General features: G+C 68.9%; 15 protein-coding genes. 13 read left to right on the top strand and 2 right to left on the bottom strand.

Annotated features, from left to right (window positions below; genetic code table 11):
- The first annotated feature begins 71 nt into the window (after window positions 1-71).
- From J4P02_RS23135 to J4P02_RS23095, 9 genes are read left to right on the top strand one after another with little or no spacing between them, the layout of a single operon-like run.
- Entirely contained in the window at window positions 72-1,739 is a 1,668-nt protein-coding gene (locus J4P02_RS23135; RefSeq protein WP_426194595.1) for a (2,3-dihydroxybenzoyl)adenylate synthase, read from the top strand.
- On the top strand, window positions 1,732-3,477 hold the full coding sequence (locus tag J4P02_RS23130; protein WP_426194593.1) for an ABC transporter ATP-binding protein: 1,746 nt from the start codon (window positions 1,732-1,734) through the stop codon (window positions 3,475-3,477). Before J4P02_RS23135 ends, J4P02_RS23130 begins: the two co-directional genes overlap by 8 nt.
- Complete coding sequence (locus J4P02_RS23125) at window positions 3,474-5,240, top strand: ABC transporter ATP-binding protein (protein WP_426194591.1); 1,767 nt, start codon at window positions 3,474-3,476, stop codon at window positions 5,238-5,240. The genes J4P02_RS23130 and J4P02_RS23125 overlap by 4 nt, the downstream gene beginning before the upstream one ends.
- A complete protein-coding gene (locus tag J4P02_RS23120) occupies window positions 5,230-8,697 on the top strand; it encodes an amino acid adenylation domain-containing protein (protein ID WP_426194589.1) in 3,468 nt (1,155 codons plus the stop codon). The genes J4P02_RS23125 and J4P02_RS23120 overlap by 11 nt, the downstream gene beginning before the upstream one ends.
- Window positions 8,694-14,117 carry an amino acid adenylation domain-containing protein gene (locus J4P02_RS23115; RefSeq protein WP_426194587.1) on the top strand — a complete coding sequence of 1,808 codons (5,424 nt, stop codon included), beginning with the start codon at window positions 8,694-8,696 and terminating at the stop codon, window positions 14,115-14,117. The genes J4P02_RS23120 and J4P02_RS23115 overlap by 4 nt, the downstream gene beginning before the upstream one ends.
- Window positions 14,114-15,241 carry a saccharopine dehydrogenase NADP-binding domain-containing protein gene (locus tag J4P02_RS23110; RefSeq protein ID WP_426194585.1) on the top strand — a complete coding sequence of 376 codons (1,128 nt, stop codon included), beginning with the start codon at window positions 14,114-14,116 and terminating at the stop codon, window positions 15,239-15,241. Before J4P02_RS23115 ends, J4P02_RS23110 begins: the two co-directional genes overlap by 4 nt.
- Window positions 15,238-16,017, top strand: a complete 780-nt coding sequence (locus J4P02_RS23105; RefSeq protein ID WP_426194583.1) for a thioesterase II family protein — start codon at window positions 15,238-15,240, stop codon at window positions 16,015-16,017. Before J4P02_RS23110 ends, J4P02_RS23105 begins: the two co-directional genes overlap by 4 nt.
- Before the next feature lie 23 nt (window positions 16,018-16,040).
- On the top strand, window positions 16,041-16,364 hold the full coding sequence (locus tag J4P02_RS23100; protein ID WP_426194651.1) for an isochorismate lyase: 324 nt from the start codon (window positions 16,041-16,043) through the stop codon (window positions 16,362-16,364).
- Complete coding sequence (locus tag J4P02_RS23095) at window positions 16,357-17,781, top strand: isochorismate synthase (protein ID WP_426194581.1); 1,425 nt, start codon at window positions 16,357-16,359, stop codon at window positions 17,779-17,781. Before J4P02_RS23100 ends, J4P02_RS23095 begins: the two co-directional genes overlap by 8 nt.
- A 100-nt stretch (window positions 17,782-17,881) precedes the next feature.
- Here J4P02_RS23095 and J4P02_RS23090 read toward each other — a convergent pair whose 3' ends face one another.
- Window positions 17,882-18,823 (bottom strand): alpha/beta hydrolase, encoded by a 942-nt coding sequence (locus tag J4P02_RS23090; protein WP_426194579.1) that lies wholly within the window; start codon window positions 18,821-18,823, stop codon window positions 17,882-17,884.
- 189 nt (window positions 18,824-19,012) lie between these two features.
- On the opposite strand from J4P02_RS23090, the gene J4P02_RS23085 reads away from it, so the two are divergent.
- On the top strand, window positions 19,013-19,978 hold the full coding sequence (locus J4P02_RS23085) for a bifunctional helix-turn-helix transcriptional regulator/GNAT family N-acetyltransferase (RefSeq protein WP_426194577.1): 966 nt from the start codon (window positions 19,013-19,015) through the stop codon (window positions 19,976-19,978).
- Here the strand turns inward: J4P02_RS23085 and J4P02_RS23080 are convergent.
- Window positions 19,966-20,859, bottom strand: coding sequence for a LysR family transcriptional regulator (locus J4P02_RS23080; protein ID WP_426194575.1), 894 nt, complete (start codon window positions 20,857-20,859; stop codon window positions 19,966-19,968). The two genes, J4P02_RS23085 and J4P02_RS23080, sit on opposite strands and share 13 nt — an antisense overlap.
- Before the next feature lie 116 nt (window positions 20,860-20,975).
- Here J4P02_RS23080 and mdlC point away from each other — a divergent pair, with 116 nt between their 5' ends.
- The 3 genes from mdlC to J4P02_RS23065 all read left to right on the top strand — a co-directional run bounded on the left by mdlC (window position 20,976) and on the right by J4P02_RS23065 (window position 24,981).
- The gene (mdlC, locus tag J4P02_RS23075; protein ID WP_426194573.1) at window positions 20,976-22,562 is read left to right on the top strand and encodes a benzoylformate decarboxylase; all 1,587 of its coding nucleotides are present in this window, start codon (window positions 20,976-20,978) and stop codon (window positions 22,560-22,562) included.
- A 63-nt stretch (window positions 22,563-22,625) separates the two neighbouring features.
- Complete coding sequence (locus tag J4P02_RS23070) at window positions 22,626-24,017, top strand: MFS transporter (RefSeq protein WP_426194571.1); 1,392 nt, start codon at window positions 22,626-22,628, stop codon at window positions 24,015-24,017.
- A 25-nt stretch (window positions 24,018-24,042) separates the two neighbouring features.
- A complete protein-coding gene (locus J4P02_RS23065; protein ID WP_426194569.1) occupies window positions 24,043-24,981 on the top strand; it encodes a ketopantoate reductase family protein in 939 nt (312 codons plus the stop codon).
- Window positions 24,982-25,030 lie beyond the last annotated feature (49 nt).

The raw sequence follows: 25,030 nt of genomic DNA, 5'->3' as shown, positions 1-25,030 counted from the left end.
TCCAGAGCCCTCCAGGGCGCGAAACCTTCGCGCCAGGGGCCGGCTTTTGCCTAAAAAACACAGGAGACCCCATGTCCACTTTCGCTGACCACCAGGATTGCCCCCCGTGGCCCGAGGATTTCGCCGAGCGCTACCGCCAGGCCGGCTACTGGCGCGAGGAAACCTTTGGCGACCTGCTGCGCGACGCCGCCCGGGCCTTTGCCGAACGCGAAGCGCTGACCGACGGCGAGCTGCGCCTGAGCTATGGGCAACTGGACCAGCGCGTCGACCAGCTCGCCGCCGGCCTGTACCACCTGGGCCTGCGGGCCGGGGATAACGTGGTGCTGCAACTGCCCAATTGCAGTGCCTTTGTCGAAGTCTGCTTTGCCCTGTATCGCCTCGGGGTGCGGCCGATCTTCGCCTTGCCCGCCCATCGCCAGCTGGAGATCGGCCGCTTCTGCGAGTTCGCCCAGGCCCGGGCCTACTTCTGCGCCGACCAGGACGCCGGCTTCGACTACCGGGCCATGGCCCGCGAACTCCAGGCCAGCAATCCGCAGCTTGAGTGGGTGGTCGTGGCCGGCGAGGCCGAAGAGTTCAGCGCCCTTGAGCAACTCTACGCAGCAGCCCCGATGCCCGATCTGCCGGCCCCCAGCCCTGAGGCCGTGGCCTGCTTCCAGCTGTCGGGCGGCTCCACCGGGATTCCCAAGCTGATTCCGCGCCGCCATCAGGAATACCTCTACAACCTGCGGGCCAGTGTCGAGCGCTGCGGGCTCTCCAGCGCCAGCGTGTACCTGGCGGCGCTGCCCATGGCCCATAACTTCCCCATGTGCTGCCCGGGTTTCATGGGCACCCTGGCGGTGGGCGGGCGGGTGGTGCTGACCACCTCGCCGAGCGCGGAGGTGTGCTTCGAGCTGATCGAGGGCGAAGCCGTGACCCACACCGCCCTGGTACCGCCCCTGGCCCTGGTCTGGCTGGACGCGGCCCAGGCCCGTGGCCGTGGCTTGCCGCAGTTGCAATTGCTCCAGGTGGGCGGCGCCAAGCTCAGCTTCGAGGCAGCGCGGCGCATTGAGCCGGTGCTGGGTTGCCGCTTGCAGCAGGTGTTCGGCATGGCCGAGGGGCTGATCTGCTACACCGACCCGCAAGACCCGCCGCAGCGCGTGCTGCATACCCAGGGCCGGCCGCTGTCGCCGGCGGACGAAATCCTGGTGGTCGATGAATTCGACCAGCCCGTGCCGGTGGGGCAGGTGGGGCAACTGCTGACCCGCGGCCCCTACACCATTCGCGGTTACTACCGGTACCCGCAGCACAATGCCCAGGCCTTCACCGCCGACGGTTTCTACCGCACTGGCGACCGGGTGCAACTGACCGCCGACGGCTACCTGATGGTGGAAGGGCGGGACAAGGACCTGATCAATCGCGGCGGCGAGAAGATCGCCGCCGAAGAGGTGGAGAACCTGTTGCTCAGCCACCCGGCGGTGGCCGATGTGGCCCTTGTGGCCATGCCCGATGCCTTTCTCGGCGAGCGTACCTGCGCCTTTATCATTGCTCGCGGCACGGCGCCGCGCCCGCCTGAGCTGCTGCGTCACCTGCGGGCCCAGGGGCTGGCGGCGTTCAAGCTGCCGGACCGCTTCGAATTCATCCCGGCCTTTCCCCAGACCGGGGTGGGCAAGGTCAGCCGCAAGCACCTGCGCGAGGCGATCCAGGCCTTGTATTTCGGCGACCAGGCCGAGGCCCGGCAGGGAAGTGGCGCCCGTGGCTGAACCACAAGGATTGTCCGACCTGTTGCACCCGGTGCGTGGGCGCCTGCTGGCGGCCATGCTTCTGCAAGGGCTGGCGGCGCTGGTGGGCTTGCTGCCGTTTATTGCTGTGGCGGAGCTGGCGCCGCTGCTGTTGGCCGGTGAGCTGGATGCGCCGCGCGCGCGGTTCTGGTTGCTGGCCGGCGCTGGCGCCTTGCTGTTGCGCCTGCTGGGGCTGGCGGCGGCGTTGCAGATCAGCCATTTGGCCGACAGCGACCTGCAACGGCATCTGCGCCAGCGCATTGCTGCCCATCTGGCGCGGGTGCCCCTGGCCTGGTTCGGCCAGCAGCGGCAAACCGCCGAGCGGGTGCTGCTGGAAGATGTGGGCGCCCTGCATCAACTGGTGGCGCATTTGCCCAACAACCTGGTGGCGGCGCTGGTGGTGCCGCTGGCCAGCCTGGTCTATCTGCTGACGGTGAACGGGCCCATGACCCTGGTGGTGCTGCTGCCGCCGCTGCTGGCCCTGTGGCGCCTGCGGGTGATGCGCAGCGCCAACTACAAGGCCGAGCGCCAGGGCCTGGGGGCGGCGCTGGGGGCGTTGTCTGCGGCGACCCTGAATTTTGTGCAGAGCATTGCCATGGTCAAGTCCTTTGGCCGGGTGGCGCGGGTGCAAGACGATTTCTTCGATGCGGTGCAAGACTTCGGGCGCTTCTTCTCCCAGTGGGTGGAACGCTGGGCGGGCCTGGGCGCCAGTGTCGAGGTGCTGCTTTCGCCACTGCTGGTGCTGGCCCTGGTGCTGCTGGCCGGGGTGCCGCTGATTGCCGCGGGCTGGCTGCAGCCGGTGCAACTGTTGCCGTTCGCCTTGCTCGGCCCGGCCCTGGCAGCGCCGGTGGCGGCCCTGGGGCATGGCGCCGATTCCCTGGTGCAGGGGCGGGCGGCGGCGCAGCGCATCAGCGCGGTGCTGAGCCTGCCCGAGCTGGCGCAGCCGGCGCGCTCCCTGCAGCCTGAAGGCAGCCTGGTGAGCTTCGAGCAGGTGAGTTTCAGCTACCCCGACGGCAGCCAAGTGCTGCGCGATATCGACCTGCGCCTGCAACCCGGCACCCTGACCGCCCTGGTGGGGGATTCCGGGGCCGGCAAGAGCACCCTGGCCACCTTGCTCGCGCGCTTTGCCGATGTCAGCGGCGGGGCGATCCGCATCGGCGGCGTGGACCTGCGGGACATGGACAGCAGCACCTTGTATCGCCAGGTGGCCTTTGTCTTCCAGGAGGTGCGCCTGCTGCGCGCCAGCGTTCTCGACAACCTGCGCCTGGGCAACCCCGAGGCAAGCCTGGCCGAGGTCGAGGAAGCGGCACGGGCGGCGCAGATTCACAGCCGCATCAGTGCCCTGGCCGAGGGTTACCACACCCAGCTGGGGGCCGGGGTGCAGCTGTCTGGTGGTGAAGTGCAGCGCCTGGGCATCGCCCGGGCGATGCTCAGCCGGGCGCCGATCCTGGTGCTCGACGAAGCCACCGCCGCCAGCGACCCGCAATCGGAGGCGGCGATCCAGCAGGCCCTGTCGCGCCTGGCGCAAGGGCGCACGGTGCTGGTGATCGCCCACCGCCTGAGCAGCATCCAGGACGCCGATCAGATCGCCGTGCTGCAAGGCGGGCAACTGGTGGAATGCGGCCGCCACTCGGCCCTGCTGGAGCGCCAGGGGGTCTACGCCGGGCTCTGGGCCGCGGAGCAGTTTTCCGCCGCCGGCTGGACTGGAGGTCAGCCATGATCACTACCCTGTTAGGCCTCTTGCAGCCACGGGAAGCCGGGCTGCTGCGTCGGGCCTTGCTGGCGGTGGCCGCCAGTGCCCTGGCCCAGGGCCTGATGCTGGCCTTGCTGCCCATGGCCTTCGCCAGCTTCCTGGGGGGCGGTGCGGTCCCCGTGCTGTGGCTGTGGGCCGGGCTGTTTGCCCTCGGTGCCGGGCTGTGCCTGGGCTTGCGTCGCTATGCCCAGCTGGCCGGTTATCGGGCTGGCGCGGCGGCGGCGCAGTCGCTGAACCAGAGCATTGGCCGGCAACTGGCGCGGCTGCCGCTGGAGTGGTTTGTCGAGCGCCGCAGCGCCGAGCTCAACCGTTTGGTCACCCATAACGTGCTGCAGATCATGAGCACCCCGGCGCACCTGTTGCAGCCCATGGCCAACGCCGTGCTCACGCCCCTGGCGTTGCTTGTGGCGCTGTTCTGCTATGACCGCAACATGGCCCTGGCGGCCCTGGCCAGCCTGCCGTTGCTGCTGTTGATCTATCGCTGGGGCGTGCGCTGGGGCGGGCAGGCCGAGCAGCGCAGCGAAGCAGCGGCTGGCGAGGCGGCGGCGCGGGTCCTGGAGTTCCTGCGCCAGCAGCCGTTGCTGCGGGCCAGCGGCCGCGGTGCCCAGGGCTTTCGCCAGTTGGGCGAGGCCCTGCAGGAGCAGCGCCGTGCCCAGCTCCAGGCCCACTGGCGCACCTTTCCCGCCGCCCTGGGCCTGGCCCTGGTACTTCAGGCCGGCTACACCGCGATGCTCTTGAGCGGGCTTTATGCGGTGCTGGGCGGCACCTTGGGCGCGGCGCAGTTCCTCGCCCTGGCGCTGCTGGCCACCTGCCTGGTGGAACCCATGGGCGCCCTGGTCAACCTGGGCACCACCTTGCGCCAGACCCGCCATGGCCTGTACAGCCTGCGCCAGTTGCTCAACCTGCCGCCCCTGCCGGAACCCGCGGTGCCCGAGGAGCCCCGGGACCTGCGCGTGGAAGTCTGCGCCGTGGGCCTTGAGCGCCAGGGCCAGGTGATCTTGCAGGACATCAGCTTTGCCCTGCAGCCCGCTTCGCTGAACCTGCTGGTGGGCGCTTCCGGCTCCGGCAAGTCGAGCCTGCTGCGGTTGCTGGCGCGCTTCAGCGATGTCGACAGCGGCGCCATCCTGCTGGGCGGCGTGGACCTGCGCCAGCTCTCGGCCGAGCGCCGTGACCGGGACATCGCGCTGATGTTCCAGGACTGCCCGCCGCTGGCCGCCAGCCTGCTGGACAACCTGCGCCTGGGCCGCCCCGAGGCCAGCGACAGCCAACTGCAGGACGCCGCCCGCGCCACCGGCCTCGACCGACTGGCCCAGCGCCTGCCCCAGGGTTGGCAGACCCGGGTCGGCGAGGGCGGGGTCAGCCTGTCCGGTGGCGAGCGGCAATGCCTGGCCCTGGCCCGGGTGCTGCTCAAGGACGCCACGCTGATTCTGCTGGATGAACCCACCGCGGCCCTGGATGCTATCAGCGAGGCGCGGGTCAACCGCTGCCTGCTGCAACTGGCGCGCAAGCACACAGTGCTGCTGGTGACCCATAAACCGACCCTGGCCCCCAGCGCCACGCAGATCTTGCTGCTGGACCAGGGGCGCCTGAGCCAGTGCGGCAGCCATGCCCAACTGATGGCGCAGCCTGGGCGCTATCGCCAACTGTTCGACGAGCGCGAGGCGATCAATCGCTGGCGCTTGCGACCCACTCCTTCCGTATTGCAAAGGACCGTCCCCCATGATCGATAACCCAGCTTTGGCCTGCGCCCGGCCCGCGCCGGCCGGCCTGAGTCATTCTGCCCAAGGGCTGCGCGCCGGCGTGGCCGGGCTGCTCGGCTACGGCCCCGACGACCTCGAACCCGCCGCCTCGCTGATCGAGCAGGGCCTGGATTCGGTGAGCATCATGCGCCTGCCGGCGCTGCTGGCCGCCGAGGGGGTGAGCCTGAGTTTCGCCGAGCTGATCCAGCAACCAACCCTGGAGGCCTGGTGGGCGCTGATCGAAGCCCGTGCCGGGGCCGCCACGCCGCACCTGCAGGCAGTGGCCACGGGCGCCAGTGGCGACTTCCCCCTGACCCCGCTGCAACAGGCCTACTGGTTCGGTCGCGAGCCGGCCATGCCCCTGGGCGGCGTGGGCTGTCATCTGTATCAGGAACTGGACGGCCAGGGCCTGGAACCCCAGCGCCTGGAGCAGGCCGTGCGCCGCCTGTGCCTGCGCCATCCGATGCTGCGCGCAAGTTTTATCAACGACAGCTGCCAGCGCATCCTCAGCCAGAGCCCCTGGCCTGGGCTGAGGGTTCACGACCTGCGGCACGGCTCTCTGGTGGAGGCTGCCGAAGCCCTCGATCAGTTGCGCCAGCGCTTGTCTCATCGGCGCCTGGACGTGGGCCGCGGCGAGGTTTTCGACCTGCAGTTGAGCCTGTTGCCCGACGGCCGTAGCCGCCTGCACCTGAATATCGACCTGCTGGTGGCCGACGTGCTGAGCATTGGCATCCTGCTGCGCGACCTAGCGTTGATTCATGCCGGCGAGGAGTCGCAACTGCCGGCCCTGGACTGGGACTTCGCCCACTACCTGAAGGCCGAGCAGGCGGCCCGCGCCCCGCAACTGGCGGCGGCCCGGGACTACTGGCTGCCGCGCCTGGAAGAGCTGCCCGAGGGCCCGCAACTGCCCCTGGCCCAGGACCCGCAACAGCTCGGCACGCCGCGCTTTCGGCGCCTGGCCATGCGCCTGTCCCTGGAGCAGTTGCAGGCCCTGGAGCAGCGCGCCCGTGGCCACGGCCTGACCCTGGCCAGCGTGCTGGCCTGTGCCTATGCTCAGGTGCTGGGGCGCTGGAGCGCCAGCCAGCACTTCTTGCTCAATGTGCCGCTGTTCAACCGCCAGGAACTGCACCCCTGCGTGCCCCATCTGCTGGCGGATTTTTCCAACCTGGTGCTGCTAGAAGTGGACCAGCGCCAGCCCCTGGGCTTCTGCCAGCAGGCCCTGGCCTTGCAGGCCCAGCTGCACCGGGATATTGCCCACAGCGCCTGGCCCGGGGTCGAGGTGCTGCGTGAACGCGCGCGCTTGCGCCAGGGCGCCGGCCAGGGCGTGCCGGTGGTGTTCGCCTGCAACCTGGGCCCGGCCTTTGTCGACACCACCTGCCGCGAGCAGTTGGGCGAGCCCGGCTGGGCCCTGTCGCAAACCCCTCAAGTGTGGCTGGACCACCAGAGCTACCCCCAGGCCGACGGCCTGCTGCTGAACTGGGACGCGGTGGACGGGTTGTTCCCCGAGGGCCTGCTGGAGCAGATGTTCGAGGCCTATCGGCGGCTGTTGCTGTGGCTCTGCAACCATGACTGGCAGCAACCGGCACCCTTGCCGCTGCCGGCGGAGCAGGAGCAGGTGCGCCACGGGGTCAACCATTGCCCCCACGCCACTCCGGCACAACGGCTGCACCAGGGCTTCTTCGCCCAGGCCCAGGCGCACCCCGAGCGTGTGGCGCTGATCTGCGCCGAGGGCCAGCTGAGCTACGCCGAGCTGGCCCGCGAGGCCCTGCAACTGGCCGGGGCCCTGGTGGACTGGGGCGTGCAGCCGGGCGAGGCGGTGGCTATCACCCTGCCCAAGGGCCGTGAGCAAGTGATTGCCGCGCTGGGGGTTCTCGCTGCCGGTGCGGTGTATGTACCGGTGGGCATCGAGCAGCCACCGGCGCGGCGCGACATGATCTACCAGCGCGCCGGGGCCCAGGTGGTACTCACCGACCAGGCCCGACGCGACGGCGGCATCTGGCTGGCCGAACTGCGCGTGGTGACCCTGGCCCAGGCGCGCCTGGCCGCGGCCCTGGCGCAGCCGCGAGAAGTGCCGGCAGAGGCCCTGGCCTATGTGATCTTCACCTCGGGCACCACCGGTGAACCCAAGGGCGTGGAGCTGTCGCACCAGGCGGCGATGAACACCATCGACGCCATCAACCGGCGTTACCAAGTGGGTGCCGAGGACCGGGTGCTGGGGGTCTCGGCCCTGGATTTCGACCTGTCGGTGTACGACCTGTTCGGCCTGCTCAGTGTGGGCGGCGCCCTGGTGCTGCCGGCGGATGAGTTGCGCAAGGAACCCCAGGAGTGGCTGCGCCTGATTCGCCAACAGCGGGTGACCCTGTGGAATTCGGTGCCGGCGCTGCTGGACATGCTGTGCCTGCAAGTGCGCGATGGCGCGGGCCTGGGCCAACTGCGCCTGGCCATGGTGTCGGGCGATTGGGTCGGCCTCGATCTGCCCCTGCGTGCGGCGCAGGCCGCCAGCGGTGAGTTGCAGTTCGTGGCCCTGGGCGGCGCCACCGAGGCGGCGATCTGGTCGAACTTCCAGGACGTCGGCCAGGTGCCTGGGCACTGGCGCTCGGTGCCTTATGGCCGGCCCCTGGACAACCAGTGTTTCCGCGTGGTGGACCAGCAAGGCCGGGACTGCCCGGACTGGGTGCCGGGGGAGCTGTGGATCGGTGGCGCCGGGGTGGCCGCGGGTTATCGCGGGCTGCCGCAGCTGACCGCCCAGCGCTTTGTCGAGCATGACGGCCAGCGTTGGTATCGCACCGGCGACCAGGGCCGCTACTGGGCCGACGGCACCCTGGAATTCCTCGGGCGCATGGACCATCAGGTCAAGGTGCGCGGCTTTCGCATCGAGCTGGCGGAAATCGACGTGGCCCTGGAGCGCCACCCGGCCATCAGCCGCGCGGTGAGCCTGGTGCTGCCCGGCAGCGAGCCGCAGCTGGCGGTGGTGCTGGTGGCCGAGCCGGTACAGGCGCAACCCCAGGCCCTGCGCCAGTGGCTGGGGCAATGGCTGCCCGAGCACATGCTGCCGGAGCAGTGGCTGGCCCTGGCCGAGCTGCCCCTGAGCGCTAACGGCAAGGTCGATCGCGCAGCCTTGCTGTGGCTGTTGCAGGAGCAGCGCCGGGGCATCCAGCCCCACAGCGAGGAAGCCCCGCAAGGGCCCTGGGAAGAAGCCGTGGCGGCGCTGTGGCAAGAGCTGTTGCAGGTGCCCCGGGTGGGCCGCCACCAGGGCTTTTTCGCCCTCGGTGGCAACAGCCTGCTGGCGGCCCGGCTGATCGAACGCATCGCCCGGCAGTTCCAGGTGGAACTGTCGCTCAAGGATTTTTTCAACGCGGCCACCGTGGCCCTGCAAGGGGCCTTGCTGGCCTCGCGCCGGGAGCAGCGGCCCGTCAATCAGAACGCAATGGTGGAGGGCGTGCTATGACGCTGCAACAACTGCAACAGGACCTGCAACAACAAGGCGTGGAACTCTGGGAAGAACAGGGCCGCCTGCGCTATCGGGCCCCGGCCGGGGTCATGGATGAAGCCCTGCTGGGCCAGATGCGCGAGCACAAGGAGGCGCTGCTGCAACAGCTGCAGGCGGCGCAGATGCCGACCCTGGAAGCCGACCTGACGGCCCGCGAGGAACCCTTCCCGCTGACCGATGTGCAGGCCGCCTACCTGCTGGGCCGCACCAACGCCTTCAGCTACGGCGGCGTGGCCTGCCACGGCTACCTGGAGTTCGCCCAGGCCAACCTCGACCCGGCGCGCCTGGAGCGGGCCTGGAACCAGTTGATCGCGCGCCACGAGATGCTGCGCGCGGTGGTGCTGGAGGAGGGCTACCAGCGCATCCTGCCCCAGGTGCCGCATTACGCCATCGCTCGCCACGATCTCAGCCAGGACGACGGCAGCGCCTTACAGGCCCTGCGCCAACGCATGGAACTGCGCCGCGCCACGCCCCAGCAATGGCCGCTGATCGAGCTCTGCGTAAGCCAGGGCCGCGACACCTCGCGCCTGCACCTGTCGGTGGATCTGCTGGTGTGCGATTACCAGAGCGTGCGCATGCTGCTGGCCGAATTGCAGCAGCTGTATCGCGGCGAGGCCTTGCCGGCGCCGGCACAGATCAGCTTCCGCGACTATGTGCTGGGCGAGCGCCGCCTGCGGGAACAGCCGCGCTACCAGCGTGATCGCGACTACTGGTGGGCGCGCATCGACGCGCTGCCGGGGGCGCCCGAGCTGCCCTTGCTCGGTGCGCCCAGCGGGCCACGTTTTCAGCGCCGGGCCATGAGCCTGGAGGCCCGGGACTGCAATGCCTTGCGCCTGAACGCGGCGGCGGCCGGGGTCGGGGTGTCGGCGGCGATCCTTGGCGCCTATGCCGAAACCCTCGGGCGCTGGAGCCGGCGCGGGCATTTCTGCCTGAGCCTGACCCTGCTCAATCGCCTGTCCCTGCATCCGCAGGTGGACCGCCTAGTGGGGGATTTCAGCTCGGTGGAGCTGCTGGAAGTGCAGACCCTGCAGGGCGGCAGCTTTGGCCAGCGCAGCCAGCAGTTGCAGGAGCGCCTGTGGCAGGACATGGACCATCGCCTGTGCTCGGGCATCGAGGTGCTGCGGGAACTGGCGCGGCGCAAGGGCCAGGACGCGGCACTGATGCCCTATGCCTTCACCAGCACCCTGGGGGCCGGTGGTGAGAGCGGCGGCGGGGCCTTCATGCCCGGTGCCGAGCTGGTGTTCGGCATCAGCCAGACGCCCCAGGTGTTGATCGACTGCCAGGTCAGCGAGCGCGACAACGGCCTGGCGATCAACTGGGACATCCGCGAAGGGGTGTTCAGCGACACCCTGCTGGAAGCACTGTTCGACACCTTCGAACGCCTGCTCAAGCGTTTGGCTCGGGAACCCTCGGCCTGGACCCTGGACGACTGCCTGGAACTGCCGGCGGCCCAGCGCCTGCAACGGGAACTGGTCAACCAGACCGCCGCGCCGCTGCCCCAGGGCTTGCTGCATGAACCGTTCTGGACGCAAGCAACGGCCACCCCCGAGCGCGTGGCGCTGATCCAGGGCGCCGCGCAACTGAGCTACGGCGAACTGGCCGGGCGCGCCGAGTCGGTGGCCGAGGCCCTGCTGGATGCCGGCTGCCAGCCCGGCGAGCGGGTGGCGGTGTGCATGCACAAGGGCCTGGAGCAGGTGATCGCAGTGCTCGGCATTCTGCGGGCCGGGGCCGCCTACCTGCCGCTGGACACCAACCAGCCCGAGGCCCGCCGCGCACTGATTCTGGAGAATGCCGAGGTCAGCCGGGTGCTCAGCCAGTCCTGGCTCAGCGACGACCTGTGCTGGCCGGCGCGGGTGACCCAGGTGATCCAGGTCGACCAGGCGCCACGGGCGGCCCGTCGACCCTTGCCGGCCTTGCTCGGTGACCCGCAGCAACTGGCCTACGTGATCTACACCTCGGGCTCCACCGGGGTGCCCAAGGGGGTGATGATCAGCCATCAGGCGGCGCTCAACACCATTGTCGATATCAACCAGCGCTTTGTCATCCAGGCCGAGGATCGGGTACTGGCCCTGGCCAGCCTGGGCTTCGATCTGTCGGTGTACGACATCTTCGGCCTGCTGGCGGTGGGCGGCGCCCTGGTGCTGCCGGACCCGCAACGGCGCGCCGACCCTTCGCACTGGGCCGAGTGTGCCCGCGAACACGGGGTGACCCTGTGGAACTCGGTGCCGGCGCAATTGCAGATGCTCACCCACTACCTGCAAGCGGTGCCCGCCATGGCCCCGGCAAGCCTGCGCCTGGCGCTGCTGTCCGGTGACTGGATTCCCCTGAACCTGCCGGCGGAAGCCGCGCAACTGCTGCCGGGCCTGGGCCTGATCAGCCTGGGCGGCGCCACCGAGGCGGCGATCTGGTCGATCTACTACCCGATCGGCCAGGTCGATCCGCAATGGCGCAGCATTCCCTATGGCCAGCCCCTGGCCAACCAGCGCTTCCTGGTGCTCGACGAACAGGGCCGGGACCGGCCGCAAGGGGTGGCCGGCGAGCTGTTCATTGCCGGCGATGGCCTGGCCCTGGGTTACCTGGGGGATGCCGAGAAGACCGCCGAACGCTTTATCGATCACCCACGCACTGGCGAGCGCCTGTACCGCACCGGCGACCTGGGGCGCTACCTGGAGGACGGCCTGATCGAGTTCCTCGGCCGCGAGGATTTCCAGGTCAAGGTGCGCGGTCACCGCATCGAGCTGGCCGAGGTGGAGAGTGCCTTGCTCAGCCACCCTCATGTGGAGTCGGCAGTGGTGGTGGCGGCGGGCGAGGGCACCTTCGACCGGCGCCTGCAGGCCTGCTTGCGAGCCAGCCTGCGGGATACCCCGATTGCCTGGCCGGAACAGCTGGAGGCCCGCACCCAGGCGGCGGCCCAGGCCGTGCGTGGCGGCTTGAGCGATGCCCTGGTGAGCGAGATGTCGGCCTGCGTCGAGCGCGCGGCGCTGTTGTCCATGGGCCTGGCGCTGCAACGTCCGGGGCTGTTCCAGGCGCCGGGGCAGAGCCATGCCCTGGAGGAGATCGTCGCGGCCTGCGAGGTGGCGCCGCGTAACCAGCGGTTGATTCGCCGCTGGCTGCAAGCCCTGGCCCGGGAAGGCCTGGTGCAGCAGGAGCGGTACACCGGCCGCTACTCGAACCTGCAGGTGTCGGCCGAGGAATACCGCCAGCAGTGGCAACGCATCGATGCCCTGGAGCCCAGCGTGGGCTGGGGTGGCGAGGTGCTGCGCTACCTGCGCGAGAGCCAGGAGCAACTGCCGGCGCTGATGAGCGACCGGCTGGACCCGCTGCACCTGCTGTTCCCCGAGGGCCGTACCGACACCGCCGAGGGCGCCTATCGCAAGAACCTGATCAGCCAGTACCTGAACCAGGCGGTGTGCGCTGCAGTGCAGGAGATCATTCGCCAGCGCCCGGCCGGCCAGCGCCTGCGCCTGCTGGAAATCGGCGCCGGGGTGGGCGGCACCAGTGCCGACCTGATCCCGGCCCTGGACGGCTTGCCGGTGGACTACCAGTTCACCGACCTGTCGCATTTTTTCCTCAACGAGGCGCGAGAGCATTTCGCCGCTTACCCCTGGGTCAGCTACGGCCTGTTCGACCTCAACCAGGACCATTGGGCCCAGGGCGTGGCCGCCAACTCCCTGGACGTGATTCTGTGCGCCAACGTGCTGCACAACTCGCGGCACGCCAGCCGGGTGCTGGCACGGCTGCGGGAGATGCTCGCCCCGGGGGGCTGGCTGATCTTTATCGAAGCCACCCGCGACACCTACCAGATCATGGCGTCCATGGAGTTCAAGGAGGGCCTGACCGCCTTCGAGGATTTCCGCGCCGAGCTGGACACCACCTTTATCCGCCGCGAGCAGTGGCAGCAGCTGCTGCTGGACGCTGGTGGCGAAACCCCGTTGTGCCTGCCCCGGGCTGACGACGCCATGTCGGAGATCGGCCAGCACCTGTTTATCACCCGCTTCAAGAGTGAGCGCCAGACCCTGGAACCCGAGCAACTGCGGGCCCATCTGGCCCAGCGTCTGCCGGACTACATGATTCCGGCGGACTGGCAGATCCTCGATGAAATGCCCCTGACCGCCAACGGCAAGGTCGATCGCCAGGCCCTGGCGCGCATCGGCGTGGCCGGGCCGGAGCAGCAGGTCAACAGCGGCGCGGCGCCCCAGGACGACCTGGAGCGCAGCATTGCCGAGGTCTGGCAAGCGCTGCTGCGGGTGCCGGCGGTGGGTCGCGAGCAGGGCTTCTTCGAGCTGGGCGGCGACTCGCTGCTGGTGGCGCAAGTGGTGGGGCGCCTGCGCGAGGTGCTGCCCCAGGCAAGGCAGCTGCCCTGGAGCGACCTGCTGCGCCAGCTGATCAACCAGCCCACGGTGGCGGCCCTGGCCGACTACCTGCGCGGGCAGGGGCTGGAGGGCGACTCGCCCCTGGTGCGCATCAGCGACAAGGCCCAGGGCCCGACGCGGATTTTCGTCCACGACGGCAGCGGCACCCTGGCGCCGTATCGCGCGTTGTTTGCTGCCCTGGGCGAAGACGCGCCCCTGGAAGGGCTGGTGCTCAATGATGTGCCGGGCTACCTGGCCCTGGAGCCGGCCACGGCAATTCGCCAGTTGGCCGAGCGCTATGCCGATACCCTGCAGGCCGAGGGCCGGCGCCAGGTGAATATCGTCGGTTATTGCCTCGGCGGGCTGCTGGCCACCGAGCTGGCGGCGTGCCTGGCCCAACGCTCCATCGAGGTGCTGCAACTGAGTGTGATCAGCAGCTACCGGGTGCCGTTCATGATCGAGGACGACCTGCTGGCCGAGTATGTGTTCGCCCGGGTGATGCAGGCCGACCCGTTGGCGTTGGGTTACCCGGCGGACGAACAGGCCATGGAGCGCTGCATCGCCCGGGTGCTGGAGCAGACCCCGGGGCGGGTGCCCCAGGGCTCGCTGCTGGCCCTGAGCGAAGAGGCCCAGTGCGCCCCGGCCCTGGCCTGCCTGCGGGCCCTGGCCGGGAGAACCCCGGAGCAGCGCCTGCAAGCGGTGGCCGAGGCCATGCGCCATGCCGGTTCGCAACTCAGCGATCTGGACTGGCTGCGCGAGCAGTTGCAGGTGCTGCGCCATAGCCTGGCGGCCGTGGCCCTGCACCAGGCCACGCCGTATCAGGGCGACATGCTGTTCATTCGCCAGAGTGGCGAGGTGCAGGTGTTGCCGGGCATGCACCGGGACATGAGCGCCTACTGGCAAGCGCTGTGCCAGGGCCAGTTGCGGGTGGTGGATGTGCCGGGGGATCACTTCAGCTGCATGCAGCAGCCCCAGGTACAGGCTGTGGCCCAGGCCTTTGATACTCCGGCCGAGGTGGCGGCATGAGTGGTCCACAGATCGGCCCATTGATTGGTCTGGTGGGCGCCTACGGCAGCGTCGGCCGCCAGGTGGCCCTGCTGCTGGCGGGCTCGCGCCGCTTGCGCCTGGGCGGGCGCGACCCGCAGCAGGCCGAGCAATTGAACCAGCAACTGGGGGCGCGCGCCGAGGTGCGCGCCCTGGACCTGTGGGATGACGCGAGCCTGGCGGACTTCTGCGCCGGCTGCGCCCTGGTGATCAACTGCGCCGGGCCCAGCTACCGGATTCTCGACCGGGTGGCCCGGGCGGCCCTGGCTGCAGGCGCCGATTACCTGGATGTGGGCGGTGACGACCCGCTGCATGAGTGCTTGCAGGGCCAGCTGGCGCCGGGCCGTCGGCTGCTGTTGTCGGCGGGTATGCTGCCGGGGCTCTCGGGGCTGTTTCCCCAGCTGCTGGCGCGCTCCTTTCAGCGCATCGAGCAGATGCGCTGCTATGCCGGTGGCCTGGGGCGCCTGTCCGCCACCGCCGCCGAGGACTTTCTGCTGAGCCTGGGCACGGGCTTCGGCCGCGCCCAGTACGCCTGGTGCGATGGCCGCCCGCAGCGCTCCAGCGAGCCGCCGGAGCAACTGCTGGAGCGGCCCTGGCTGCCGGTGAGCGGGGTGCGCGCCTATCCCTACCTGAGCTGCGAGCAGCAGCGCCTGTTCAGTGAGCTGCAATTGGCCCGGGGCCAGGGCTTTAACCTGTTCGAGGGCGGGCAGTTGGCGGCAGCCCTGCAACGCATCCAGGGTTCGCCGCCCGAGACCCGCCACTCGGCGCAGAATATTGCCGCGCTGGTGCAGGCCAGTGCCCTGGATGTGGCCGGGCGCCGGCCCTACCAACTGCTGACGGTGGAAATCGACGGGTTGCGCGATGGCCGCCCGCAACAGGCCAGTGCCTGGTTGCGGGCCAGCGACGGTTCGCGGCTCACCGGCTGTGTCGCGGCGTTCTGCGCCCTGCACTGGCAGCAGCTGCCCGAGGGCCTGCATTACGCGGCCCAGGTGCTGGATGCCAGCGCTTGCCTGGAGCAGATCCAGCGCTGGCTGCCGGATACCCGGGTGAGCCTGGGGCTGCAGCCCGCGGCCCCGGCGCCGCAGCTTGAGGAGGGCGTGCTGTGAGAAAGGCTCCTAGTGCCTGGCTGCGCCGTTACCCCCAGGCCCGGCCACCGCGATGCCGCTTGGTGTGCCTGCCCCATGCCGGTGGCAGCGCGAGTTTCTTCAATGACTGGCGCGCTCTGTTGGCGGCGGATATCGAGCTGGTCAGCGTGCAGTACCCCGGGCGCGAGGAGCGCCTGGGCGAGACCTGGCCCGGCAGCCTGGAATGGATGGCCGGGACCCTGACCCGGGCCCTGTCGGACCTGGCCGATCGGCCCCTGGTGCTGTTCGGCCACAGCATGGGCGCGGCCCTGGCCTACGAGGTGGCGCTGCGCCTGCAACAACAGGGGGCGGCGCCGCAGCGGCTGATTGTCTCGGCGCACCCGGCGCCCCATCGCCAGCGCTCCGGCGAGCTGCACCTGGGCCCGGACGCAGGCTTGCTGGCGGATGTGCGGCGCTTGTCCGCCGACGCGCCTTCGGCCCTGGACGACCCGGCGCTGCGCGAGCTGTACCTGCCGGCGCTGCGCAATGACTACCGGTTGATCGAGTGCTACCGCGGCGCGCTCGGCCGCACCCTGGACCTGCCGCTGAGCGTGTGCCTGGGCAGCCGCGACAGTGAAGTGGACGCCGACGAGGCCTATGCCTGGGCCGAGGTCAGCGCCCAGGTCACCGATTTCCAGACCTTCCCCGGTGGGCATTTCTACCTGCGCGAGCAGCAGGCCGAGGTGCTGCACCACCTGACCCGGCTGCTGGCCGGCCATGGCGAACAGCCGTGGCAGTGCTGGCCTTCGACCCCATGAATTTTCCCTTGGTAGACCTCGACATGAAGACACCCGAGCAGTGCAGCGGCCTGGACGATATCCGCTGCGGTATAGACACCATGGACCAGCAGATCATCCAGGCCCTGGGCCTGCGCCTGGCCTACGTCAAGGCGGCGGCGCAGTTCAAGCCGACCGAAGACAGCATCGCCGCGCCGGAGCGGGTGGCGGCGATGCTCCCCGAGCGTTGTCAGTGGGCCGAACAGGCGGGCCTGGACCCGATGTTCGTGGTGCCGCTGTTCGCCCAGATCATCCACTGGAACATTGCCCAGCAGGTGCGCCACTGGCGCCTGATGCACGGGCTGGAGCAAGGAGCGCGTGATGAATGAGCCATGCCTGCCGGGCTTGAGCGCTGCCCTGTGCGAGGGCGAGGCCCGTGCCCGACGCGAGGGGCGGGCGGTGCTGGTGGTGTTCAGCCAGCTCGCCGAGCGCCTGGAACCCTTGCGGTTGTTTGCCGCCAATCGCCAGGCCTTCGGCCAGAGTCTGTTCTGGTCCAGTGACCAGGGCGCCCTGGCCCTGGCCGGCTTTGGCTGCACCGAGGAAATCAGCCCACCGGCCGCCGAGCGCTTCAGCGCCAGCACCCAGGCCTGGCGCCAGTTGCTGGAGCAGGCCCATCAGGTGGGCCCGCGCAAGGCCTACCTGTGCGGCGGCTTTGCCTTCGACCCCCAGGGCCCGCGCAGTGCCCAGTGGCAGTCGTTCGCTGCCACCTCCCTGGTGTTGCCGCGGATTTTGCTGTTGCGCGAAGGCGAGCAGCAGCACTGGCTGTTCAGCCTGTGGCTTGAGCCTGGGGCGGATATCGAGCATTGCGCGGCCGGCCTGGAAGCGGAGTGGGCCCTGCTGCTGGCGCGCTACAGCCATGCGCCGCTGGCGCAGATGCCCGCCGGGGTGCAAGAGGAGGAAGGTCTCCAGGCCGCCGAGCGCTGGCAGGACTGCGTGGCCCGGGCCATCGGGCGAATCCAGGACGGTGAGCTGAGCAAGGTGGTACTGGCCCGGGAAGTCTGCCTGCGGGCACCGCGCAGCATCCCCTGCGGGCCCTTGCTGGAGAACCTCAGGGCGGCCTATCCCCAGGCCTTCCTGTTCGCTTTCAGCCGCGGCGACAGCTGTTTCCTCGGTGCCACCCCGGAGCGCCTGGTGCGCCTGGCCCGGGGTACCCTCAACACCGTGGCCCTGGCCGGCACCTGCGCCCGCGGCCTGCACGAGCAGCAGGATGCGGAGCTGGGCCAGGCGCTGATGGACAGCGCCAAGGACCGCTACGAACACGCCCTGGTGGTGCAGACCCTGCGCGAATCCCTGCAGCCCTACTGCGCCATGCTGGAGATTCCCACCCAGCCGCAGTTGCACCGCCTGGCCCATGTGCAGCACCTGCTGACCCCGGTGCTGGGGCGCCTGCGACCCCAGGTCGACCTGCTGCAAGTGGTGGACGCCCTGCACCCGACCCCGGCGGTGGGCGGCCTGCCGCGGGGCCCGGCCCTGGGTTATATCCGCGAGCACGAGCAACTGGACCGTGGCTGGTACGCCGCCCCCGTGGGCTGGCTCAACGCCGAAGGCGACGGCGAATTCGCCGTGGCCCTGCGCTCGGCGCTGATCCGCGGCAACCAGGCGCACCTGTTTGCCGGCTGCGGCATCGTCGGCGAGTCGGACCCGGTGAGCGAGTATCAGGAAACCTGCCTGAAACTGCGCACCATTGGCGAGGCGTTGCGGCCGCAACCGGCCACTGCCTATGAAGTGCGTGAGGTTTCGCTGTAGCGCCGATTGGGTGGTGATGTGTTTGTTGGCGAGGGTGGCCTTGCGGGCCTCTTCGCTGGCAAGCGGAACGCCGCCCGGCCAGCTCCTACGCAATGGCAGGTCAGCTGGTGGGGACGGCGCTGGGGACGGGGCCGGCGATGCTGTGCTCGGGCTTGGCCCGCAGCAGGGCGTTGATCGCCCGGGCGTAGTCCTTGCCCGCCAGGCTCATGCTGTTGTTGTGGGTGCCGCCGGGCACCAGCAGCAGTTGCTTGGGTTGCAGGGCGACCTTGAACAACTCCTGGCTCAGGCGCGGCGGGATGTAGTCGTCCTTGAGGCCATGGACCACCAGCAGCGGCATATTGATCTCACGGATCTTGTCGATCGAATCGAACTTCAGCGACATCGCCCAGCGCAGGGGCAGGGCGGTCTTGGTCGCTGCGGCAGCAGCATCAGCCAAGGTGGTGAAGGTGGATTCGACGATCAGCCCGCGAGCCGCGGGCGGGGTGTTGCCGGCGGCGGCCGCGCGGCCCAGTTCGGCGGCCAGGTCGATGGCCACCGCGCCACCCAGGGAATGGCCGTAGATCAGGCGCTTGGCGGGGTCGGGCTGCAGGGTCTGGAAGCGCGCCCAGGCAATTCGCGCATCTTCATACACGCTGGTTTCGCTGGGCAGGTCGCCCTGGCTCTGGCCAAAGCCGCGGTAGTCGATGGCCAGCACCGAGTAGCCCAGGGCATGCAGTTGTTCGATGCGAAACAGCTGGCCGGTGAGGTTCCAGCGCACCCCGTGCAGGTAGAGGATTGCCGGCGCATCGGCGCGCGCGGCCGGATACCACCAGGCATGAATGTTCTGCCCGGCCTTGAAGCTGTTGGGCTTGAGCTCGAACTCCTGCACCGCGCTGGGCAGGCCGCGGTACCAGCCGGCGGTGCCGGGCTCGATGCGAAACACCAGCTTGCGCTCCTGATGCTGGAGCACCGCGCAACTGGCCGGCAGGCCAAGGACCAGCAGCACCAGGCACAGCAGGCGCAAGCCGCGAAGACGCAGGCGCTGGAGCAGGGGTGGGGACATGGAGGCGTTGCACCGCAGGAAATCAAAAAGGCGTTTTAACAGATCTGTCGGTGTGGGAATAACTGATTTGTGTACGAACCTCGCCCGGTTGCGGTCAAGTGATCCAGGGCGCCAGTGGCCGCTGAGAACGCTTGCGGGTTATTTGGTTGTGCAGTACAACTATCTGCCTTAGATCCAGGGGTTCACGCCATGCCTATCCAGTCCTCAGAACGGGTTCAGCAACTGCGCCAGGCCTCGCGGCAACTGGTCCGCGAGTTGGGCTTCATGCACAGCACCCTGGCCGCCACCGATTATTCGCCTTCGGCTGTGCACACATTGCTGGAGATGGGCCTGGGCAACGCCACGACCGCCGGCGACTTGGTGCAACTCTTGGGCCTGGAGAAATCCAGTGTCAGCCGCCTGGTAGGCAAGTTGGTGCTGGCCGGCGAGATCGCCGAAGTGCCCAACGCCGAGGATGGCCGTTCGAAAAGGTTGCAACTGACCGCGCAAGGACGCCAGACCCTCAAGGACATCGACCGCTTCGCCAATGCCCAGGTCGCTGCGGCGCTGGCGCACCTGAGCGCCCATCAGCAAGGCAACGCCGCCACGGGTATCGCCGACTACTGTGCGGCACTGCGCGCGGTGCGACTGCGGCAGGCGTCGGAGAGCCTGGAACCTGGGCACATTGCCGCCGGTTACCGGCCGGGAATCATCGGCCGGATCGCCGAAATGCACGCCACCTATTACGCCGCCCGGGCCGGTTTCGGCCAGGCCTTCGAAAGCCTGGTGGCCCGTGACATGGCCGAGCTGATGGGGCGCTTGGCCAACCCGCGCAACCAGGTCTGGGTGGCACTGCAAGGTGAGCGGATTGTGGGTTCCATCGCCATTGACGGCGAAGGCGAGGGCGGCGAGGCGATCCTGCGGTGCTTCATTCTCGATGACACCGCGCGTGGCCAGGGGCTGGGCAAGCGCTTGCTGGCCGAAGCCTTGGCGTTCTGTGACCAGTGGGGCTTTGCTGCCACTCGCCTGTGGACCTTCAAGGGCCTGGATGCGGCGCGCAAGCTGTATGAGGACCAGGGTTTCGTGCTGGTGCAGGAGCAGTTGGGCGAGCAGTGGGGCGCGGCGGTGACCGAGCAGTGTTTTGTGCGTGCTGGCACCGGCTACTACTGCCCCTGAATGATCGCTTCGGCCACGGTCTGGCGGAACCAGCGCAGGGCGGCGCTGCGTTCGCTGTTGGGGTGCCAGTGCAGCGACACCTCGAACTCGGCCACGGGGAAGGGCAGCTCCAGTTGCCTGAGGCCGCCTTCGAGGGTGAACAGCCGGGCGATCTGCGCCGGCAGCACCGCCAGCAGTTCGGTGCCGGGCAGTACCTTGGGCAGCACCGAGAAGTGCGGCACCTGCAGGCTGATCCGGCGCTGGCGCTGCATCTGCTTGAGGGCATCCTCGACGCTGCCGTGGCCGGTGTTGCGGGTCACGCTGATATGCCGCTCGGCGAGAAACTGCTCAAGGCTCAGCACGTCGCCGATGCGCGGATGGCGGTCGCTGAGCAGGCACACGTAGCGTTCGCGGATCAGCTTCTGGCTGCGCGCCCCCGGCACCTGCTGGCGGCAGATCAACGCGTCCACCTTACCGCTGGCCAGCCACTCGCCGGCCTGGTCCATCTGCAGCGGCAGGACTTCCACTTCGGCCTCCGGCGCCTGGCGATTGAGGCGGGCCAGGATCAGGTTGAGGAAACCCATTTCACCGAGGTCCGAAAGGGCGATGCGAAAGCGCCGCTCGGTGCTGGCCGGGTCGAAGCGTCGGCTGCCCTGCACGCTGTCGTCGATCCGGGTCAGGGCGTCGCGCAGGTTCAGGTACAACTCGTCGGCCAGGTGGGTGGGGCGGATGCCGTCGCGGGTGCGGCTGAACAGCGCGTCGTCGAACAGTTCCCGCAGGCGCGCCAGGCCGTAGCTCACCGAGGGCTGGGTGACGAACAGGCGCTCGGCCGCGAGGGTCACGCTGCGGGCTTCGTAGAGGGTGACGAAGGTGCGGATCAGGTTCAGATCGATATGGCTCATGGCGGCTCTGGATATAGACAGTTTTTATTCTTGATAAAGATAGTATCGATTTGATCAATCAGGCACTGCCTGCAAGAGTGGCCCGGACTCCAAGAACAACAACCTCAAGGGGCCTTATGAACACCGTCCACAGCGCGTGCTACGCGATTCTCCGGCAACAGGGGCTGACCACCGTTTTCGGCAACCCGGGTTCCAACGAACTGCCCTTTCTCCAGGGCTTCCCCGACGATTTCCGCTACATCCTCGGCCTGCATGAAGGCGCGGTGGTGGGCATGGCCGACGGTTTCGCCCTGGCCAGCGGCGGCCCGGCGCTGGTCAACCTGCATGCCGCGGCGGGCACCGGCAATGGCATGGGGGCACTGACCAACGCCTGGTATTCCCACAGCCCGCTGGTGATCACCGCCGGCCAGCAGGTGCGCTCGATGGTCGGGGTCGAGGCCATGCTGGCCAATGTCGACGCCGCGCAACTGCCCAAGCCGCTGGTGAAATGGAGCCATGAGCCGGCCTGCGCCGAGGATGTACCGCGGGCCTTGAGCCAGGCCATTCATCTGGCCAACCAGTTGCCCAAGGGGCCGGTGTACCTGTCGATTCCCTATGACGATTGGAGCCATGAGGCCGCCGCCGGTGTCGAGCATTTGCTGCAGCGCCAGGTGGCCAGTGCCGGGTTGCCTTCCTCGGCGCAGTTGCAGCGTTTGGTGCAGCAACTGACCGCGGCGCACAACCCGGTGCTGGTGCTCGGGCCGGATGTGGATGGCAGTGGGAGCAACCACCTGGCGGTGCAATTGGCGGAGAAATTGCGGATGCCGGCCTGGGTCGCCCCTTCGGCTTCACGCTGCCCGTTTCCCACCCGTCACCCGAATTTTCGCGGGGTGCTGCCGGCGGCCATTGCCGGTATCAGTCGCTGCCTGGCCGGGCATGACCTGATCCTGGTGGTGGGGGCCCCGGTGTTTCGCTATCACCAGTACGCCCCGGGGGCTTACCTGCCTGAGGGCGCGCGCTTGCTGCAGATCACCTGCGATGCCGGCGAGGCGGCGCGGGCGCCCATGGGTGATGCCCTGGTGGGGGATATCGGCGAGATTCTCCAGGCGCTGGTCTGGGTGCTGCCGGAGGGTGATCGACCGCCGCTGCAAGCCTTGCCGCGGCCACAGCCGGTGCCGGAGCAGGGGGGGCTGCTGCGTCCGGAAACCCTGTTCGATGTGCTGGATGAGCTGGCCCCGCGGGATGCGATCTACGTCAAGGAATCGACCTCTACCGTGGGCGCTTTCTGGCAGCGGGTGGAGATGCGCGAGCCCGGCAGCTACTACTTCCCGGCCGCCGGTGGCTTGGGCTTTGGCCTGCCGGCGGCGGTGGGGGTGCAACTGGCGCGGCCCGAGCGGCGGGTGATCGCGATTATTGGCGACGGCTCGGCCAACTACGGTATTACCGCGTTGTGGAGCGCCGCCCAGTACCGGGTTCCGGTGGTGTTCATCATCCTCAAGAACGGCACCTACGGCGCGTTGCGATGGTTCGCCGAGGTGTTGCAGGTGGAAGGTGCGCCGGGGCTGGACGTGCCTGGCCTGGACTTTTGCGCCCTGGCCCGCGGCTACGGCGTCGAGGCGCTGCAGGCCACTACCCGCGAAGCCTTTGCCGAGGCCCTGAGCCAGGCCCTGGCCGGGGATGGCCCGGTATTGATCGAGGTGCCGACCCTGACCATCGAGCCATGACGCGCGCGCCGTCATCGGCGCGCATCCTGTGCCAACACCAGAAAAATAAATACAGAGGTGGTTATGAACACGACGTCCTTCAGTGCACTGCAGGCGGGGGCTGACGCGCAACCGCAGGCCGCTGGCACTAGCGCCGATATCGGCACCCTGCTGGATGAGGGCCCCTTTACCTGGATGCAGAAATGCGTGGTGCTGCTGGCCGCGCTGTCCATTGTGTTTGACGGTTTTGACGGCCAGCTGATCGGCTTTGCCATCCCGCTGATGATCCAGGAGTGGGGCATTACCCGTGAGGCCTTCGCCCCGGCGGTGGCGGCGGGGTTGATTGGCATGGGCATCGGCAGTGCCTGCGCCGGGCTGTTTGCCGATCGCTTCGGCCGGCGCATGGCGGTGATTGGCAGTGTCTTTGTGTTCGGCACGGCCACCTGCGCCATCGGCCTGGCCCCGGATGCGCTGACGGTGGCGCTGCTGCGGTTCATCGCCGGGCTGGGCATTGGCGGCGCGTTGCCCAGCGCCACTACGGTGACGGCGGAGTTCACCCCGGCGCGGCGTCGTACCCTGGCGGTGACCGCGACCATTGTCTGCGTGCCCCTGGGCGGGATGCTGGCCGGGCTGTTCGCCTCCCATGTGCTGCCACTGTATGGCTGGCGCGTGCTGTTCCTGGTGGGAGGCGCCTTGCCCCTGGTGCTGGGGTTCCTGCTGCTGGCGGTGCTGCCGGAAACCCCGCGGTTCCTGGCGCGGCGGCCGCAACGCTGGAGTGAACTGAGCCGGTTGCTGGGGCGCATGGGGCGGTCGATGCAGGTGGGTACTCGCTTCACTGATGCCGTGGAGCAGTGTCGGGAGCAGCAGGGCGGTTTCCGCGCCCTGTTCGTCAGCGGCTTTGCTCGTGACACCCTGGCGCTGTGGGTGGCGTTCTTCATGTGCCTGACCGCGGTCTACAGCGCCTTCAGCTGGCTGCCCACCATGCTCCAGTCCGAAGGCCTGGCGCTGACGGTGGCCGGCTCCGGGCTGACCGCCTACAACCTGGGCGGGGTGATCGGCGCGCTGCTCTGCGCGGTGGCCATGACCCGCTGGGGTTCGTTCTGGCCGCTGACCCTGTGCTGTGCCGGCGGGGCGATCAGCGCCTTTGCCCTGCAGGCGCTGGATGTGCAGCAGCACACCAGCCTGCTGATTTTCGGCTTCGGCGTGCATGGGCTGTTCGTCAACGCCGTGCAATCCACCCTGTATGCCCTGTGCGCCTTTATCTATCCCACCGGAGTGCGTGCCACGGGCACTGCCTCGGCCCTGGCCTTTGGTCGGCTAGGGGCGATTCTCAGCGCCTTTATCGGCGCCACGGTGATCACCCGAGGCGGGGCCCAGGGTTACCTGATGCTGCTGGGATCGGCGATGGTGCTGGCGATGATCGCGCTGCTGATAGTCGGCCGGCACATTCCCCGGCGTGGGCCGGGCAAGGCATGAACCCCGGGATTGATAAGGAGGCTCGATGAACATTTCCATTCTCGGCGCAGGGGCCATGGGTTCGCTGTTTGGCGGCCTGCTGGCGGAAAGCGGGCAACAGGTGACCCTGCTGGATATCAACGACCGTCACCTGCAGGCCATCCACAGTCGCGGCCTGAGCCTGGAGACCGACGCCGGCCAGCGCTATGTCCATGGCCTGGGGGCGTGTCGCCCGGAACAGGCGTCGGGCCAGCCTGATCTGTTGCTGGTGTTCACCAAGACCCTGCACACCGACAGCGCCTTGCGCAGCGTGGCCGGGCATATAGGCCCTCAGACCTGGGTGCTGACGCTGCAGAACGGCCTGGGCAACGCCGAGACCCTGTCGCGCCATGTGCCGGCATCCAGGGTGGTGATCGGCATGACCAACTGGCCCGCCGACCTGCTCGGGCCGGGCCAAGTGCGCTCCCATGGCCTGGGCGAGGTGCGGATCATGGGGCTGCAAGGCCATGACGATGGGCGGGTTGCCCAGGTGGCGGCGGTGCTCGACGGGGCGGGGCTGCACTGCGCGGTGGACCGGGAGGTGTGGAGCGCGATCTGGGAGAAGGTGGCGTTCAACGCCGCGCTGAACAGCCTGTGCGCCGCCAGTGGTTGCACCGTGGGGCAATTGGATGGGGCGCCCGAAGGGCTGGCGCTGGCCCGCAGCATTGTCCTTGAGGTGCTGGCGGTGGCCCAGGCCCAGGGGGTGGCGGTGGATCGGCAGCGCTGCCTGGACGCGGTGTCCTATGCCATTGCCCACCACCGCACGCACAAACCGTCGATGTTGCAGGACGTGCTGGCCGGACGCCCCACGGAGATCGCCTCGATCAATGGCGAGGTGCTGGCCCGGGCCCGGCAGGCGGGCATTGCGGTGCCGCATAACGAGACCTTGCTGGGGCTGTTGCGCTTGATCGAGGCGCGGCAACGTAGGCGGGTACCTTCGTTGTAGGAGCCGGCTTGCCGGCGAAGAGGCCTTTGGATGGGGCAGCGAGACGGAT

The organism is Pseudomonas sp. NFXW11, assembly GCF_049887815.1.
GTDB lineage: Bacteria > Pseudomonadota > Gammaproteobacteria > Pseudomonadales > Pseudomonadaceae > Aquipseudomonas.
The sequence above is the reverse complement of the archived record's forward strand: the minus strand, read 5'-3'. Positions and strand labels throughout refer to the sequence as shown.

Bases quoted from the DNA above. Each gene is read 5' to 3' on its own strand.
- J4P02_RS23135 (WP_426194595.1), top strand. From the start codon at position 72: ATGTCCACTTTCGCTGACCACCAGGATTGCCCCCCGTGGCCCGAGGAT.
- J4P02_RS23125 (WP_426194591.1), top strand. From the start codon at position 3,474: ATGATCACTACCCTGTTAGGCCTCTTGCAGCCACGGGAAGCCGGGCTG.
- J4P02_RS23120 (WP_426194589.1), top strand. From the start codon at position 5,230: ATGATCGATAACCCAGCTTTGGCCTGCGCCCGGCCCGCGCCGGCCGGC.
- J4P02_RS23115 (WP_426194587.1), top strand. From the start codon at position 8,694: ATGACGCTGCAACAACTGCAACAGGACCTGCAACAACAAGGCGTGGAA.
- J4P02_RS23110 (WP_426194585.1), top strand. From the start codon at position 14,114: ATGAGTGGTCCACAGATCGGCCCATTGATTGGTCTGGTGGGCGCCTAC.
- J4P02_RS23100 (WP_426194651.1), top strand. From the start codon at position 16,041: ATGAAGACACCCGAGCAGTGCAGCGGCCTGGACGATATCCGCTGCGGT.
- J4P02_RS23095 (WP_426194581.1), top strand. From the start codon at position 16,357: ATGAATGAGCCATGCCTGCCGGGCTTGAGCGCTGCCCTGTGCGAGGGC.
- J4P02_RS23090 (WP_426194579.1), bottom strand. From the start codon at position 18,823: ATGTCCCCACCCCTGCTCCAGCGCCTGCGTCTTCGCGGCTTGCGCCTG.
- J4P02_RS23085 (WP_426194577.1), top strand. From the start codon at position 19,013: ATGCCTATCCAGTCCTCAGAACGGGTTCAGCAACTGCGCCAGGCCTCG.
- J4P02_RS23080 (WP_426194575.1), bottom strand. From the start codon at position 20,859: ATGAGCCATATCGATCTGAACCTGATCCGCACCTTCGTCACCCTCTAC.
- mdlC (WP_426194573.1), top strand. From the start codon at position 20,976: ATGAACACCGTCCACAGCGCGTGCTACGCGATTCTCCGGCAACAGGGG.
- J4P02_RS23070 (WP_426194571.1), top strand. From the start codon at position 22,626: ATGAACACGACGTCCTTCAGTGCACTGCAGGCGGGGGCTGACGCGCAA.
- J4P02_RS23065 (WP_426194569.1), top strand. From the start codon at position 24,043: ATGAACATTTCCATTCTCGGCGCAGGGGCCATGGGTTCGCTGTTTGGC.